A 13,231-nucleotide genomic window follows, 5' to 3' on the forward strand; every position below is an offset into this window, starting at 1 on the left:
TGCCCTGTTAGCCCTAATGAGCGGTAAATGCGGCGTTCGATAGCGCCGTCGCGGCGTCAGAAAGCGCGCGGCAGCAGCCGGCGCACGACATAGGCGGTGCCGATGGCGCCCTGCGCGATGACCAGCGCGCTCAGCATCGCCGCGCCGTTCATGCCGAAGAGCGGGACGAGGATCGCGCCGGCCACGGCGCAGACGGCGAGTTGCGCCGCGTTCAGCCAGCGCAGCACGCCGCCATAGCCGGTCATCGCCAGCATGATGTCCTGGCAGGGCAGTAGGCAGTTCACCAGCTGGCCGACGCTCATGATCACCAGCGCCGTCGCCGCGATCTCGAAACCGGGGCCGACGAGGGCGAGCAGCGGCTCGGGAAACAGCATCATCAGCGCGATGGGCGGCAGGCCGCACAGCGCCACCAGGAGCCGGGCGCGGCGGTTCTGCGCGCGCAGCGCCTCCCACTCGCCGCGCCGGTGCAGCGAGGCGAAGCGCGGGGCGGCGATCGAGCCGATCGAGATGATCACCACCCAGATCAGCATGGACAGCCGGCTCGCCACGCTGAAGGCGCCGACATCCGCCGCCGTGGCGAAGGCGGCGAGCAGCAGCAGCGGCACCGAATTGAGCGAGACCTGCACCACCTCCACCACGCCGAGCGGCAGCGCGGTGCGCCACAGGGCGGGCAGGGCCACGCTCTTGTCCGGCGCGGCGCCGGGCGTGGGAGGCGCGGGCCGCGTGTGCCAGATCAGCACGATGCCGAGCAGCGCCGAGGCGAGGTTCGAGGCGGTGAGCGCGTAGAGCATGCCGTCGAGCGAGTGCACGCCGGCCAGCATGGCGAGCAGCGCGAAGGCCGGCCAGGCGGCATTCTGCACCCATTGGCCGGCCACGCTGCGGTCATGGCCGAGCAGCACATGCGCCGCGTAGTAGCACACCGCCTGCGGCAGGATCGCCGATGCCGCGATCAGCAGCGGCCGCGTCAGGTCGGGGTCGTCGAAGACGTGCAGCGCCGAGGGGCCGGCGAGCAGGAGGGTGGCGAGCGTGGCGAGGATGCCGCCCAGGGCGGTGGCGCCGAAGCCGATGAACATCGCCGCCCGCGCCTGCGAGCGGCGGCCTATGGCGAGGTCGCCGGCCATGTGGCGGACCACCGCCTTCTCGAAGCCGGCCCGTGCGATGGTCGCCGCGAGGCCGACCCAGGTCATGCACAGGAAGTAGAGTCCCGCCTCATGCGCGCCGAGGATGCGGGCGGCCAGCATGTAGAGGCCGAGCTTGGCCACCAGTTCGACGCCGCGGGCCAGCAGCCCGCCGGCATAGGGGCCATAGGTGGCGACGAGCCGGCGCAGATCGGGCAGGGCCATCCGTGTCATGCCGGGCGGCCCGATGGCCGCGCCGCGCGCGACAGGCGCGGCCCGCCATGGCATATGCGGCACCGGCGGCGCCGTGGGAGTCGCGCAGGGGACATTACCGGCATGAACCATGGACGCAGCGAGCCCGCAAGGGGCTGTCGGGCCGGCACCGCGCCGGGTTCCGGCCGGGCCCGTCGCCGCGCTGCGGCGGCTCTCGCCCTCGCGGCGCTGCTCGCTGCCGGCCCCGCCTGCGGGCAGGCGGGAATCAGCGATCTGCCGGCTTCCCAGGTCGATCCCGAGATCGATCCCGCGCCGTTCGACGGCCGGCTCGCCATCCGCGACTATCTCAAGGCCGTGCTGCCGACGCGCTGGTGGGCGAACGAGCCGGAATTCTCGCTCGGCGCCTTCGCGGTGATGATCCATGTGCCGGACGACTGGCAGGGCAACCCGACCTCGGCGGTGATGCGGTTCTGCCCGCCGACCTACAGCGTGCTGTGGACCAAGCTGGAGCGGATCGAGCTGGTGCCGTTCTACCGCAAGGCGCGGCGCGCCGGAGTGACCTGCCGGAAGGGGTGAGCCGCGCGGGAAAAGTGCCGGGATATCAATCCATTAACCATTAAACCTCCATTAACCGCGTTCGTTTAGGTTTCGCTGGCCACGTTGATCCGCCCAGCCATGCCGAGCTGCCGCCATGCCCTGCCGAAACCGGTTCGGAGGGGCGGCGCGTCCCGGTCCGGTGCCGGCGCGGGCCACGATCAGGAGCCGAAGTGATGCGCGTACGCCTGCGCGGTGATGTTGTCGCCGCTTCCACAACGCCGCCAACAGCGCGCGGCGTGTGGGGCGGGCGCGTCGCGGGCGCGCTGCTGGGCGCGCTCCTCCTTGCCGGCTGCCAGACCAACCGCGACCAGACGGGTTCGATCGGCAGGCCGGAATCGCCGAACGACACCTTCACCACCGGCCAGGAACTGCGCTTCACCGAGGTGAACCCGACCGGCTTCCGGCCCTGGTCGAGCCAGATGCCGGCCTACCGGCTGGGGGCCGGCGACAAGCTGAAGATCAAGTACTTCCTGACCCGCGAGATGGACGAGGAACTCGTCGTCGCGCCCGATGGCACCATCGCGCCGCGCGCGGTGGGCCAGCTCAAGGTCGAGGGACTGACGCTGGCCGGCGCGCAGGAGGTGGTGCGCCGTGCCTCCAAGGTCGAGCTGGCGGACCAGAAGGTGGTCATCTCGCTCGACGAGGCGGTCTCCGCCAAGGTCTACATCGGCGGCATGGTCGAGAAGCCCGGCCCGTACAATCTGGCCGACATGCGCAACGGCACGCTGCAGAGCATCCTGATGGCCGGCGGCTTCACCGACGAGGCCCGCACCGGCCAGGTGGCGATCATCCGGCGCGGGCCGGACAACCTGCCGATGCTGCGGCTGATCAATGTGAAGGAGATCATCCAGACCGGCTTCACGCTCGACGACGTGCAGCTCGCGTCCGGCGACATCATCTACGTGCCGCGCAGCTCGGTCTCCGAACTCAATGTCTGGATCGACCAGTTCATCAACAAGGTGGTGCCCTTCCAGCGCACCTTCAACTATACGCTGGGCACCCAGGGGGTCATCTAGCCCCGGGCGCGTGCGAGGAACCGATGGTGGACGCAGCGAGCCAGACGGCAGCCTCTCCGGCTCCCGCGCCGGTGGGCGATATCGCGCAGGCGATGTTCCTCGGCGTTCCGGTCGCGCGGCTCGACGCCGCCGAGGCGGCGCAGCGGATCGCCGCCCGCCCGGCCGAGGCGCCCTTCGCCTATGTGGTCACGCCCAATGCGGCGCATTTCACCCTGCTGGAGGTGAGCCGGGACGCGCGCTTCCGCGACGTCTACGACCATGCCTGGATGCGGCTGCTCGACGGGCAGGTGCCGCGCCTGCTGGCCAAGCATGTGTTCGGCCTCGACATTCCGCTGGCGGCCGGCAGCGACCTGACGGTGATGATGCTGAAGCGTCACATCCGTCCCGACGATGCGGTCACGGTGATCGGCGGCAGCGACGAGGTGCCAAGGCGTCTCGCCAGCCTCTACGGCCTCGGCCGCGTCGCGCATTTCAACCCGTCCATGGGCTTCATCAACCGGCCCGACGAGGTCGCGGCCTGCGTCGATTTCGTGCTGGCCCATCGCGCGCGCTACGTCTTCTTTTGCGTCGGCACGCCGCAGGGCGAGTATCTCGCGCGGGAAGTGCACCGGCGCGGAGGGGCGACCGGTGTCGGCCTGTGCGTCGGCGGTTCGCTGAACTTCGCCACCGGGCTGACGAAGCGGGCGCCCGAATTCTACCGCAAGGCCGGGCTGGAATGGGCGCACCGGCTGGCGCTCAATCCCGTGGGCCATGCGCGGCGCGTCTTCGTCGATTCCCTGCCGGTGCTGTGGGTCGCGCTCAAGGCGTGGCTCAAGCCGGCGGCCTATGGCATGGACGGCGGCAGGAAGGACAAGGCATGAGCCGTGTCGGCCGGCAGGGGGGAGACAAGCGCGCCGCCGTGGTGACGCTGCCGCGCGCCTTCGCTCCCGCCGGCGCGCCGCCCTCCAGCGAGCGGTTTTCCGGGCCGGTCACGACCGCCCTACTGCTCGGCACGCTGCCGCTGTTCGGGCAGAGCTTCTACTACCTGCACGAACTGACCGCGCCCTACCTGCTGTCGAAGGCCTGGCCGCTCATCACCCTGCCGCTGAGCCTCTACGCGATATTGCAGCTGCAGCTGCCGGCCAAGCGCGTCTACCTCATCTTCTTCGCCTACACGCTCGGCTTCACGCCGTTCATTTCCATGCTGCAGCTCGGCAACGGGCTGGTCGACGCGCTGACCACCACGGTGAAGATCTGGCCGCTGGCCTATTATTTCGCGCTGTCGGCGCTGCTGGTCTGGCTGTCGCCGAGCTATGGCCGCACCAGGGCGATGCTGATCGTGCTGGGCGGGGGCACCTTCGTGCTCATGCTGCTGCTCTGGCTCGTCGTGCCGTTGAGCTCCTATGTGAACAATCCCGAGCTCGGCAAGCTGTTCATGGTGGAGAACGAGCGCGGCTACCGCATCTACATGCCGATGTTCTTCGGCGCGCTGTTCCTGTTCTACCTCACGCGGCTGTTCATGCAGCGGCCGAACGTGCTGCTGCCGGTGGCGATCGTGATCGGCTTCGTGCTGCTGTTCACCATCTACAAGCAGCGCGCGGCGATCGGCGGCATGATGCTGGTCTGCGCCTATGGCGTGGTGATCTCGCTGGCGCCGCGGCTGCGGCTGCTGGTGGCCGGCCTGTTCCTGGCGACGGCGCCGATCGCCATCGCCTATTACGTGCTGCGCGACGTCGAGGGGCTGGCGCAGTCGCTGGGCGGCTCGCTCACCGTGCGCCAGACCTCGCTGGCGCTGGCCGCGAATTTCCTCGGCGAGGATCCGTGGCGCTGGCTGTTCGGCGTCGGCGCCACCACCCGCTTCGGCAGCGTCACGCTGGCCGACATCTTCGGCAACAGCAATTTCTACGTCGCCGATCTCGGCTGGTTCGGCACCGTGTTCGAATACGGGCTGCTCGGCGCGCTGCTGCTCGCCGGGCTGTATGTCTGGGGCTACTTCACGCTGCTGCGCGCCACGCGGGGGGTGGAGGACCCGATGGTGCTCGCGCTGTCGGACTACATCCTCTACATGCTCGCCACCTCGGCGGTGTATTCGCTCGTCTTCACGCCGGGCGAGCTGGGCGTGGTGATGGCGCTGGCCGTCTATCTCAGCCGCGAGCGCCACCGAACGCCCTCGACACCGGCACCCGCGCACCGCATAAGCTTCACCGTCAACCACCATCATGTCAGGATTTGAAATGCTGCGTCGCGTCGCCAAGCTGATGCACGAACCGGCCTTTCGCCGTGCGCCGTTGACGGTGATCGGGCGAGGCATCGCGTGGACGCTGAACGTCGCGCTCGGCCGCAGTCCGGCATTCGAGCTGGTGCCCGGCGCCCGGCTGCGCGTGCCGCCGGACATGCGCTTCACCTCGGTGACGGCCTATCTGCTGCGCGACGCGGTGGAGCCGGAGCTGGACTACCTGCAGAAATTCGTCGGCAAGGGCGACGTCTTCATCGATGTCGGCGCCAATATCGGCCTGTTCACGCTGAAGGCGGCGCCGCGGGCGGCCCGCGTCGTCGCGGTGGAGCCCGGCAAGGAGGCCGGCGCCCAGCTCGACGCCAATATCGCGCTCAACGGCTTCGCCAATGTCGCGCGGGTGCACAAGGCGCTGTCGGACAAGCCCGGCCGGGCGGCGCTGTTCCACAATCCGCTCGGCAACGACCCGCAGGCCTTCTCGCTCATCAGCGACGGCTCGGCGTCCGAGACCGAGACGGTGGAGCTGACCACGCTCGACCTTCTGGTGCGCGAGCTCGGCCTGCCGCGCGTCGACTGCATCAAGATCGACGTCGAGGGCGCCGAGGGCATGGTCATCGCCGGCGCCGGCGAAACCCTGGCGGCCTATCATCCCACGGTGATCTTCGAGATGAACTGCCCGACGCTGGTCAAGGCGGGCGGCGACACGGCGGTGGCGTGGAACGCGCTGGCCGGGCTCGGCTACCAGTTCCACGCGCTCAGCGACGACGGCGTGCTGGAGCCGCTCGCCAGCCGGCCGGCGGCCTTCATGAACGTCGTCGCGCGCCATCCGGCCGGTCCGGCGCTGCGCTGACGCGCCTCACGGCATCGGCGCGTCGCAGCCGGGCTTTTCCAGCACGAGGCAGATCAGCGCCGAGAGGGTACGGTAGTCGGGATTGTCCGGCCCCGGAGGGCCGGGCGGTACCTCGCGCAGGGCGTAGAGCATCGCCCCGCCCTGGCGGTCGCGCAGAATCTCCGTCAGCATCGCCCCGGTATAGTCCACGGTGAAGCGCGGCCCGCCATTGCTGGCCGGCATCACCGAGACGCCGAGGGCGAGCGGCCCCTTCCACACCGCGCGATAGGCGCGGAACGCCTGCGCCGGGTGGAAGGCGGGGCCGGCGTCGTAGCTCATGATCGACACCAGATCGAGATCTTCTGCAGCTTGAGATTGCAGCAGCGCCAGCAGCGCGCCGCGCCAGGGGCTGGCCGGCGGCGCATCGGCGAAGGCGCCCTCGCCATAGGCCCCCACGCTCCACCCGGCGACGCTGAGCACGGAGGGGCGCGGCAATGCCGCCCGCAACCGCCGGACGATGTCGATGGAGAGGGCATCATCGGCGCAGCGCATGCGGCCGGAAACCCTTGTGCATTCAGGGTTTGTCGGCTCGAAATCGATGTCGACGCCGTCGGCGCCGAGGTCGCGCACCAGCCGCGCCAGCGCCGCCTCGTCGAGCCTGTCCCAGCCATGATAGGTGGCCCCGCCGACCGACAGCAGCACGCGTATTTCCGGCTGGCGCTGCTTGAGGAGAGCGATGGCTTCCTTCAGCACCGCACCGCCATAGGGATATTGCAGCCCGGTCCCCTCAAGCTGCAACCCGCCGGGATAGGCAAGATCGGGCTTCACGAAGCTCAGCGCGACATGGGTGAGGTAGCCCGGCAGCCGGGCGAGGGTGGTTTCCGAGGCCCGCGTCGCCGCCACCTCGTACCAGCTCGCGTGATAGGCGAGGAACGGGCGCGGCGGCCCAGCCTGCACCCGGCCGCCGGCGAGCAGCAGGAATGCCAGGGCGAGAACGCTGCAGCTCAGAAGACCGAGGTGTCGGCGAGACCCTTGGTCATGGTGAGCAGGATGATCCTGATGTCGAACCATATCGACCAGTTCTCGATGTAATAGAGGTCGAGCTCGACGCCGCGCGCCGCCTTCTCCATGGTGTAGATGCCGCCGCGCATGCCGTTGATCTGCGCCCAGCCGGTGATGCCGGGCTTCATGCGCGAACGTGCAACATAGTCCTGGACCGCCTCGTAGCGCAGCTCCTCATTGATGAGCATGTTCGGCACATGCGGGCGCGGCCCGACCACCGACATCTCGCCGCGCATCACGTTGAGCAGCTGGGGAATCTCGTCGATCGACAGGCTGCGCAAAATCGCGCCGATGCGGGTGACGCGAGGGTCGGCGCGCACCGCGCCGATGGTGCCGTCATCGGCCGGATCGAAACGCATGGTGCGCAGCTTGTAGACCATGAACTCGCGCCGGTTCAGGCCGATGCGGGCCTGGCGGAACAGCACCGGGCCGGGCGAATCCAGCTTGATCGCCACCGCCGCGATCAGCAGCACGGGCGCCAGGACGATGAGGCCGACGGTCGCGACGGTGTAGTCCTCAAGCGCCTTGAGGACGCCGAGGGACCCCTTGAGCGGGCGCTGCTGCACCTGGAGGGTCGGCAGGTCGGCGATGCGGGTGATGCGCGCCGCGGTGGTGTTGAGGATGTCCGGCTCCATCTCCACCATGACGTCGGTCGCGACGCGATGGAGCTGGCGGGCGATGGCGCCGATGCGGCGGATGTCGTCCCATTGCTTGGTGATGACCACGAGATCGAACACGCCGGCCTTGGCGAGTTCCAGCAGGTCGTCGATGTTGCCGAGGACCGGGGGGACGCCGTCGCCGGCATGCTCCGCATTGGTCGGTTCGCGCCCGCCGTCGCGGAACACGCCGACGAAGGACAGCAGGCCGCCGGACCGGGCCTGTTCCTGATAGCGACGCACCAGCGCATAGGCCCGGTCGAGATCGCCGATGACGACCGTGCTGCGGACGAGGAGCTTCCTGCGCTCCACCCGGTCCATGCCCAGCCGCACCAGCACGAGACGGCCGACCAGCAGCGCCAGCAGCGTCAGCGCGGCCCACGGGCCGAACGTCTCCGGATCGCCCGGCTGCGGCGGAACGAGGGCGTAATAGACGACGAAGACGGCGAAGAAGGCCGGGGTCAGGCCGATGAAGACATGGACGATCTGGCGCCGCCGGCGGGTGTAGTGCTCGACGCGGTAGGCCTGCCCGAGCATCAGCACGCCGCAGTAGATCATGGCGCCGATGGTGCCGAGCACGGCCATCTGGCTGAGCGCCAATATGTGCCAGACGGAATAGTAGATCAGCGCCGCCAGGACGATCATGGCGAGATCGCCTAGGATGACGAGGCGGTTGATGAGGCCGTGCGTCCAGCCGGTCATCGCGCGACGCCTCGCGGCGGCCTACGCAGCGGAACGCGCGAGGGCGCGCGGAGCGCTCCCGGGCGCGGGACAGGTCGCAGGTCGGTGTGGGACAGGAAACGCATCAGCACCATGACGAGGAAACGCCGGCCAGGGGGTGCCGCGCGGTCTCAAACTACCGCGTCGACACTTACCATTTGGTCTAGGGTATTGGTTTATCGAATGTTTAGCCGATGCCGGCTCAGTGATCCGACCGCGACATCCGGATCCCGAATGTCGCGACCCGGTCGGCTCACAACGCACTGATCGGGTGGACCAGATTTTCGACACGGATGGGTACCATCCGTGTCGGTCGATCCACTAGATGCCGCCGCGTACCCGGTCGCTCAGGTTGCGCCGGTCGCGGACGATCGCGGCAAGCGCTTCCTCCTCCCGCGGCCCGCGCGGCAGCAGGGAGAGCTGGTCGATCTGGTTGAGCGCGACGAGGCGCAGCAGATCGTCGCGCACGCCGCCGGTCACCTCGCGCGGCAGCGCGGCGACGATCTGGATATGCTCGGGCGGCAGGATGTCCGGCAGGCGGGCGGCCAGCAGCGCGCGCAGCGCCGGCTCGTCGGCCTCGCCCGTCGCCTCGACGAAGGCGTAGAGGCCGAAGCTGTGGCCGGCGGTGGGAAAGTCGCAGATGTGGACCGCGCGCACGCCCGGCGCCTCGGCAAGCGCGGCGGCGATGCGCGGTCCCTGCTCCATGGCGCGCGGGCCGCGCCCTTCCGTGTCGTGGTAGTTGAGCAGGCGGCGGGTGACGAAATTGTAGACCTGCTTGCCGGTGCGCATCCAGATGCGGGTGAACAGGCTCTTGCGGGCGAGGATCTTCTTCTCGCGCGCGGTCAGCGCCTCCGGGCAGTAGCTGCGCTTCTGCTTGAGGAGATGGCGGATGTCCTCATAGGCGGCCAGCCGGAACGTCTTGCTGCGCCGCGTGAAGCACATGGCGAGCTGGAAATCCATCAGCACCGCCCGGCCGTCGGCGGCGTAGAGCCAGTTCTGCGGCTTGGCGAGGTCGTTATGGGCGATGCCGCGCCGGTGCACCTCGCGCAGGCCCTTGCGGGCGGAGGCGAAGAAGGCGAGATCGCCGCGCGGCTTGGCGATCTGCAGCGGGATGCCATCGACGAAGCCGCGCACCAGATAGCCTTCCTCCAGCGCATAGACCGGCACGGTGTGGCCGCTGCCTTCCGCCCGGACGAGAGCGCGCGCCTCGCGCTTGGCAAAATGGCGGGCGATCGGCTTCACCCACCATTTCACCTCGGCATAGTTGCGCCGCACGGCGGGGAAGGCGTTGCCGGCGGCGTCGCGCCAGATGCCGCGCTCGATGGTCGAGAAGGTGTCGCGCTTGAGCACGGTGTCGAGCTCGAAGACGCCACCGCGGGAAGGGATGTCGAGGCTCACGCGGCCGCCTCGCTCGGCTCGTCGGCATGGGTCTTCGCCCACGCGTCCAACTCGGCGAGGGCGCGGGCGGCGAGGACCTGCTTCTTGGCGACGGTCTTCTGGGTGCCGCGCAGCCGGTTGCCGTCCGCGTCGCGGGTGGGGGCAGCATCGAGCGGCGGGAACAGGCCGAAATTGACGTTCATCGGCTGGAACGAGCGCGGACCGGCCTCCACCGTCTCGATATGGCCGCCGGTGATGTGGTTCAGCAGCGCGCCGTGCGCGGTGGTGGCGGGCGGCCCGGCCGGCATCTCGCCACGGCGCTCGGCGGCGGCGAACAGGCCGGCGATCAGCCCCATGGCGGCGCTCTCCACATAGCCCTCGCAGCCGGTGATCTGGCCGGCGAAGCGCAGACGCGGCTCGGCCTTGAGCCGCAGCGTCGGGTCCAGCAGCTTGGGCGAGTTGAGATAGGTGTTGCGGTGCAGGCCGCCGAGACGGGCGAACTCGGCCTTCTCCAGCCCGGGGATCATGCGGAACAGGCGCACCTGCTCGGAATGGCGCGTCTTCGTCTGGAAGCCGACCATGTTGTAGAGCGTGCCGAGCGCATTGTCCTGGCGGAGCTGGACCACGGCATAGGGCTTCACGGTCGGGTTGTGGGCGTTGGTCAGGCCCATCGGCTTCATCGGGCCGTGGCGCAGCGTCTCCGGTCCGCGCGTCGCCATGACCTCGATGGGCAGGCAGCCGTCGAAATAGGGCGTGTTCGCCTCGAACTCCCGGAACGGCACAGTGTCGCTCGCGGCCAGCGCGGCGACGAAGGCGTCGTACTGTTCCTTGTCCATCGGGCAGTTGACGTAGTCGGCCCCGGTGCCGCCCGGTCCCACCTTGTCGTAGCGCGACTGGAACCAGCACACGTCCATGTCGATGGAGTCGAAATGAACGATCGGCGCGATGGCGTCGAAGAAGGCCAGCGCGCTCACGTCGGTGCGGGCGCGGATGGCCTCGGCGAGCGCCGGCGAGGTGAGGGGGCCGGTGGCGATGATGACGCTGTCCCAGTCCTCCGGCGGCAGTCCGGCGATCTCGCCGCGCTCGATGGTGATCTCGGGACGAGCGGCGATGGCGGCGGTGACGGCTTCGGCGAAGCCCTCGCGATCGACCGCCAGCGCGCCGCCGGCGGGGATCTGGTGGCTGTCGGCGCAGGCCATGATCAGCGAGCCGAGCCGGCGCATCTCCGCGTGCAGCACGCCGACCGCATTGTTCTGGGCGTCGTCCGAGCGGAAGGAGTTGGAACAGACGAGTTCGGCGAGACTGTCCGTCTTGTGCGCTTCCGTGCCCCGCGTCGGGCGCATCTCATGCAGGACCACCGGCACGCCGCGCCGCGCGAGTTGCCAGGCGGCTTCGCAGCCGGCGAGGCCGCCGCCGATGACGTGAACCGGGCGCGTGTCAGTGATGCTCATGACCTGTCGTTGCGTTGCCGTCGTGCCAGATGCGCGCCTTAGCACGGATCGGGGGTAAAAAAGAAACGGCCCCGGAAAAATCCGGGGCCGTTTCTTCAATCGCCAATAGGATGCGATCCGCCCGCTCAGGCGGCGGCAGCAGCCCGGCGCGCGACGCTCGTGATCTCGCCACGCGAGACGTTGATGTCGGCGAGGGTGCGGTCGTCGAGCTGGGAGAGCTCAACGAGAGTACGACGATACGCCTGCCAGCGGCGGATCTGCTTGGCAACGAGGCCCCAAAGCAGCATGTCAGTCTCCATCGGTTAGGATCCGGATCGCGGCCGCCGGGCACCCCGGGTAGCTGCACGTCCGTTAATCATTCCGATGCCTAGATATGCGACATCCTGCTCATTTGGTAGGAAATATACCGCATCCCAGCTTTGCGCGCCGCGCATGACGCGCTCACAATTCATTCACGATCCGCAAGGCTGGCGGAAATGTGGGCAGAATCAGGCGCCTTTGAGCGCCTGATCGAGGTCGGCGATGATGTCCGCCGCGTCCTCTATGCCGACCGACAGGCGCACCACGTCCGGGCCGGCGCCGGCGAGCGTCTTCTGCTCGTCGGCGAGCTGGCGGTGGGTGGTGGAGGCGGGGTGGATGATGAGCGAGCGGGTGTCGCCGATATTGGCGAGGTGTGAGAACAGCTTCACCCCGGAGACCAGTGCCACGCCGGCCTCGTAGCCGCCCTTGAGGCCGAAGGTGAACACCGCGCCGGCGCCCTTGGGCGTGTACTGCTTGGCGAGATTGTAATAGCGGTCGCCCGGCAGGCCGGGATAGCTGACCCACGACACCTTGGGATGCTCGGCGAGGAATTGCGCCACGGCGAGCGCGTTGTCGCAATGGCGCTGGATGCGCAGCGGCAGCGTCTCGATGCCGGTCAGGATCAGGAAGGCGTTGAAGGGCGAAAGCGCCGGGCCGAGATCGCGCAGGCCGAGCACGCGGGCGGCGATGGCGAAGGCGAAATTGCCGAAGGCCTCGCCGATGACGGTGCCCTCATATTCCGGGCGCGGCTGCGACAGGAAGGGGTAGCGCCCCTCGCGCAGCCAGTCGAACGAGCCGCCGTCGACGATGACGCCGCCGATCGAGTTGCCGTGGCCGCCGAGGAACTTGGTCGCCGAATGCACGATGATGTCGGCGCCATGCTCGAAGGGGCGGATGAGATAGGGGGTCGCCAGCGTGTTGTCGACGATGAGCGGCACGCCGGCGCGCTTGGCGATCCTGGCGATGGCGGCGATGTCGGTGATGACGCCGCCCGGATTGGCGATCGATTCGACGAAGATCGCCTTGGTGCGCGGCGACACGGCGCGCTCGAAGGAGGCAATGTCGTCGGAATCCGCCCAGACGACGTTCCAGCCGAAGCTCTTGAAGGCATGGTTGAACTGGTTGATCGAACCGCCATAGAGCCTGCGCGCGGCGATGAACTCGTCACCCGGCGACAGCAGGGTCTGGAAGGTGAGCAACTGCGCGGCATGGCCCGAGGCCACGGCGAGGGCGGCGGTGCCGCCTTCCAGCGCCGCGACACGCTCCTCCAGCACGGCGTTGGTCGGGTTGCCGATGCGGGTATAGATGTTGCCGAACGCCTTGAGCCCGAACAGCGCCGCCGCGTGGTCGACATCGTCGAACACGAAGGCGGTGGTCTGGTAGATCGGCGTGGCGCGCGCCTTGGTGGTGGGGTCCGGCTGGGCACCGGCATGGACGGCGAGGGTGGCGAAGCCGGGCGTGGGCTGCGGGGCGTCGGTCATGGCGTTCTCCTGTCGGCGCGCATGTGCGTCATTCTTGAGCGTGTTCGGCATGGGCGCCGTTGCCCCGCAGTTTCGCGGCTTCGCTAAAAAACGCAACAGGATTGGCAAAAGAAATAAACAGCAGATTTGTTTTGTTATTCCAGTGCTTCCCGATGTCAGCGGCCTGTCAGCTTCGCCGTCCTAACCTGCCGTCCGTCGA

12 protein-coding genes are annotated in these 13,231 nt (G+C 68.8%); 5 read left to right on the top strand and 7 right to left on the bottom strand.

What is annotated here, in order from left to right:
• Positions 1-56 precede the first annotated feature (56 nt).
• Positions 57-1,352, bottom strand: a complete 1,296-nt coding sequence (locus AC1PZ7_RS11240) for a lipopolysaccharide biosynthesis protein (protein ID WP_482355320.1) — start codon at positions 1,350-1,352, stop codon at positions 57-59.
• 102 nt (positions 1,353-1,454) lie between these two features.
• On the opposite strand from AC1PZ7_RS11240, the gene AC1PZ7_RS11245 reads away from it, so the two are divergent.
• From AC1PZ7_RS11245 to AC1PZ7_RS11265, 5 genes are all read left to right on the top strand, one after another.
• Entirely contained in the window at positions 1,455-1,907 is a 453-nt protein-coding gene (locus tag AC1PZ7_RS11245) for a hypothetical protein (RefSeq protein ID WP_482355321.1), read from the top strand.
• Between the two features lie 194 nt (positions 1,908-2,101).
• Entirely contained in the window at positions 2,102-2,944 is an 843-nt protein-coding gene (locus tag AC1PZ7_RS11250; RefSeq protein ID WP_482355322.1) for a polysaccharide biosynthesis/export family protein, read from the top strand.
• A gap of 23 nt (positions 2,945-2,967) precedes the next feature.
• Positions 2,968-3,804 (top strand): WecB/TagA/CpsF family glycosyltransferase, encoded by an 837-nt coding sequence (locus tag AC1PZ7_RS11255; RefSeq protein ID WP_482355323.1) that lies wholly within the window; start codon positions 2,968-2,970, stop codon positions 3,802-3,804.
• Positions 3,801-5,156, top strand: a complete 1,356-nt coding sequence (locus tag AC1PZ7_RS11260; RefSeq protein ID WP_482355324.1) for a hypothetical protein — start codon at positions 3,801-3,803, stop codon at positions 5,154-5,156. Before AC1PZ7_RS11255 ends, AC1PZ7_RS11260 begins: the two co-directional genes overlap by 4 nt.
• 1 nt (position 5,157) lies before the next feature.
• Complete coding sequence (locus tag AC1PZ7_RS11265) at positions 5,158-6,006, top strand: FkbM family methyltransferase (RefSeq protein WP_482355325.1); 849 nt, start codon at positions 5,158-5,160, stop codon at positions 6,004-6,006.
• A 6-nt stretch (positions 6,007-6,012) separates the two neighbouring features.
• Here the strand turns inward: AC1PZ7_RS11265 and AC1PZ7_RS11270 are convergent, their stop codons facing one another.
• From AC1PZ7_RS11270 to AC1PZ7_RS11295, 6 genes are all read right to left on the bottom strand, one after another.
• Positions 6,013-6,942 (bottom strand): glycoside hydrolase family 18 protein, encoded by a 930-nt coding sequence (locus AC1PZ7_RS11270; protein ID WP_482355326.1) that lies wholly within the window; start codon positions 6,940-6,942, stop codon positions 6,013-6,015.
• 47 nt (positions 6,943-6,989) lie between these two features.
• On the bottom strand, positions 6,990-8,405 hold the full coding sequence (locus AC1PZ7_RS11275) for an exopolysaccharide biosynthesis polyprenyl glycosylphosphotransferase (protein ID WP_482355327.1): 1,416 nt from the start codon (positions 8,403-8,405) through the stop codon (positions 6,990-6,992).
• Between the two features lie 339 nt (positions 8,406-8,744).
• Positions 8,745-9,821: a serine/threonine protein kinase gene (locus tag AC1PZ7_RS11280; protein ID WP_482355328.1), complete on the bottom strand. Its 1,077-nt coding sequence runs from the start codon at positions 9,819-9,821 to the stop codon at positions 8,745-8,747.
• The gene (gene trmFO, locus AC1PZ7_RS11285) at positions 9,818-11,251 is read right to left on the bottom strand and encodes a methylenetetrahydrofolate--tRNA-(uracil(54)-C(5))-methyltransferase (FADH(2)-oxidizing) TrmFO (RefSeq protein ID WP_482355329.1); all 1,434 of its coding nucleotides are present in this window, start codon (positions 11,249-11,251) and stop codon (positions 9,818-9,820) included. Before trmFO ends, AC1PZ7_RS11280 begins: the two co-directional genes overlap by 4 nt.
• 125 nt (positions 11,252-11,376) lie before the next feature.
• Positions 11,377-11,538, bottom strand: a complete 162-nt coding sequence (locus AC1PZ7_RS11290) for a DUF1127 domain-containing protein (RefSeq protein ID WP_213371981.1) — start codon at positions 11,536-11,538, stop codon at positions 11,377-11,379.
• Positions 11,539-11,739: 201 nt separating this feature from the next.
• Positions 11,740-13,032 carry an O-acetylhomoserine aminocarboxypropyltransferase gene (locus tag AC1PZ7_RS11295; RefSeq protein WP_482355330.1) on the bottom strand — a complete coding sequence of 431 codons (1,293 nt, stop codon included), beginning with the start codon at positions 13,030-13,032 and terminating at the stop codon, positions 11,740-11,742.
• Positions 13,033-13,231: the final 199 nt, after the last annotated feature.

Source organism: Ancylobacter sp. TW_SC_1 (genome assembly GCF_056836805.1).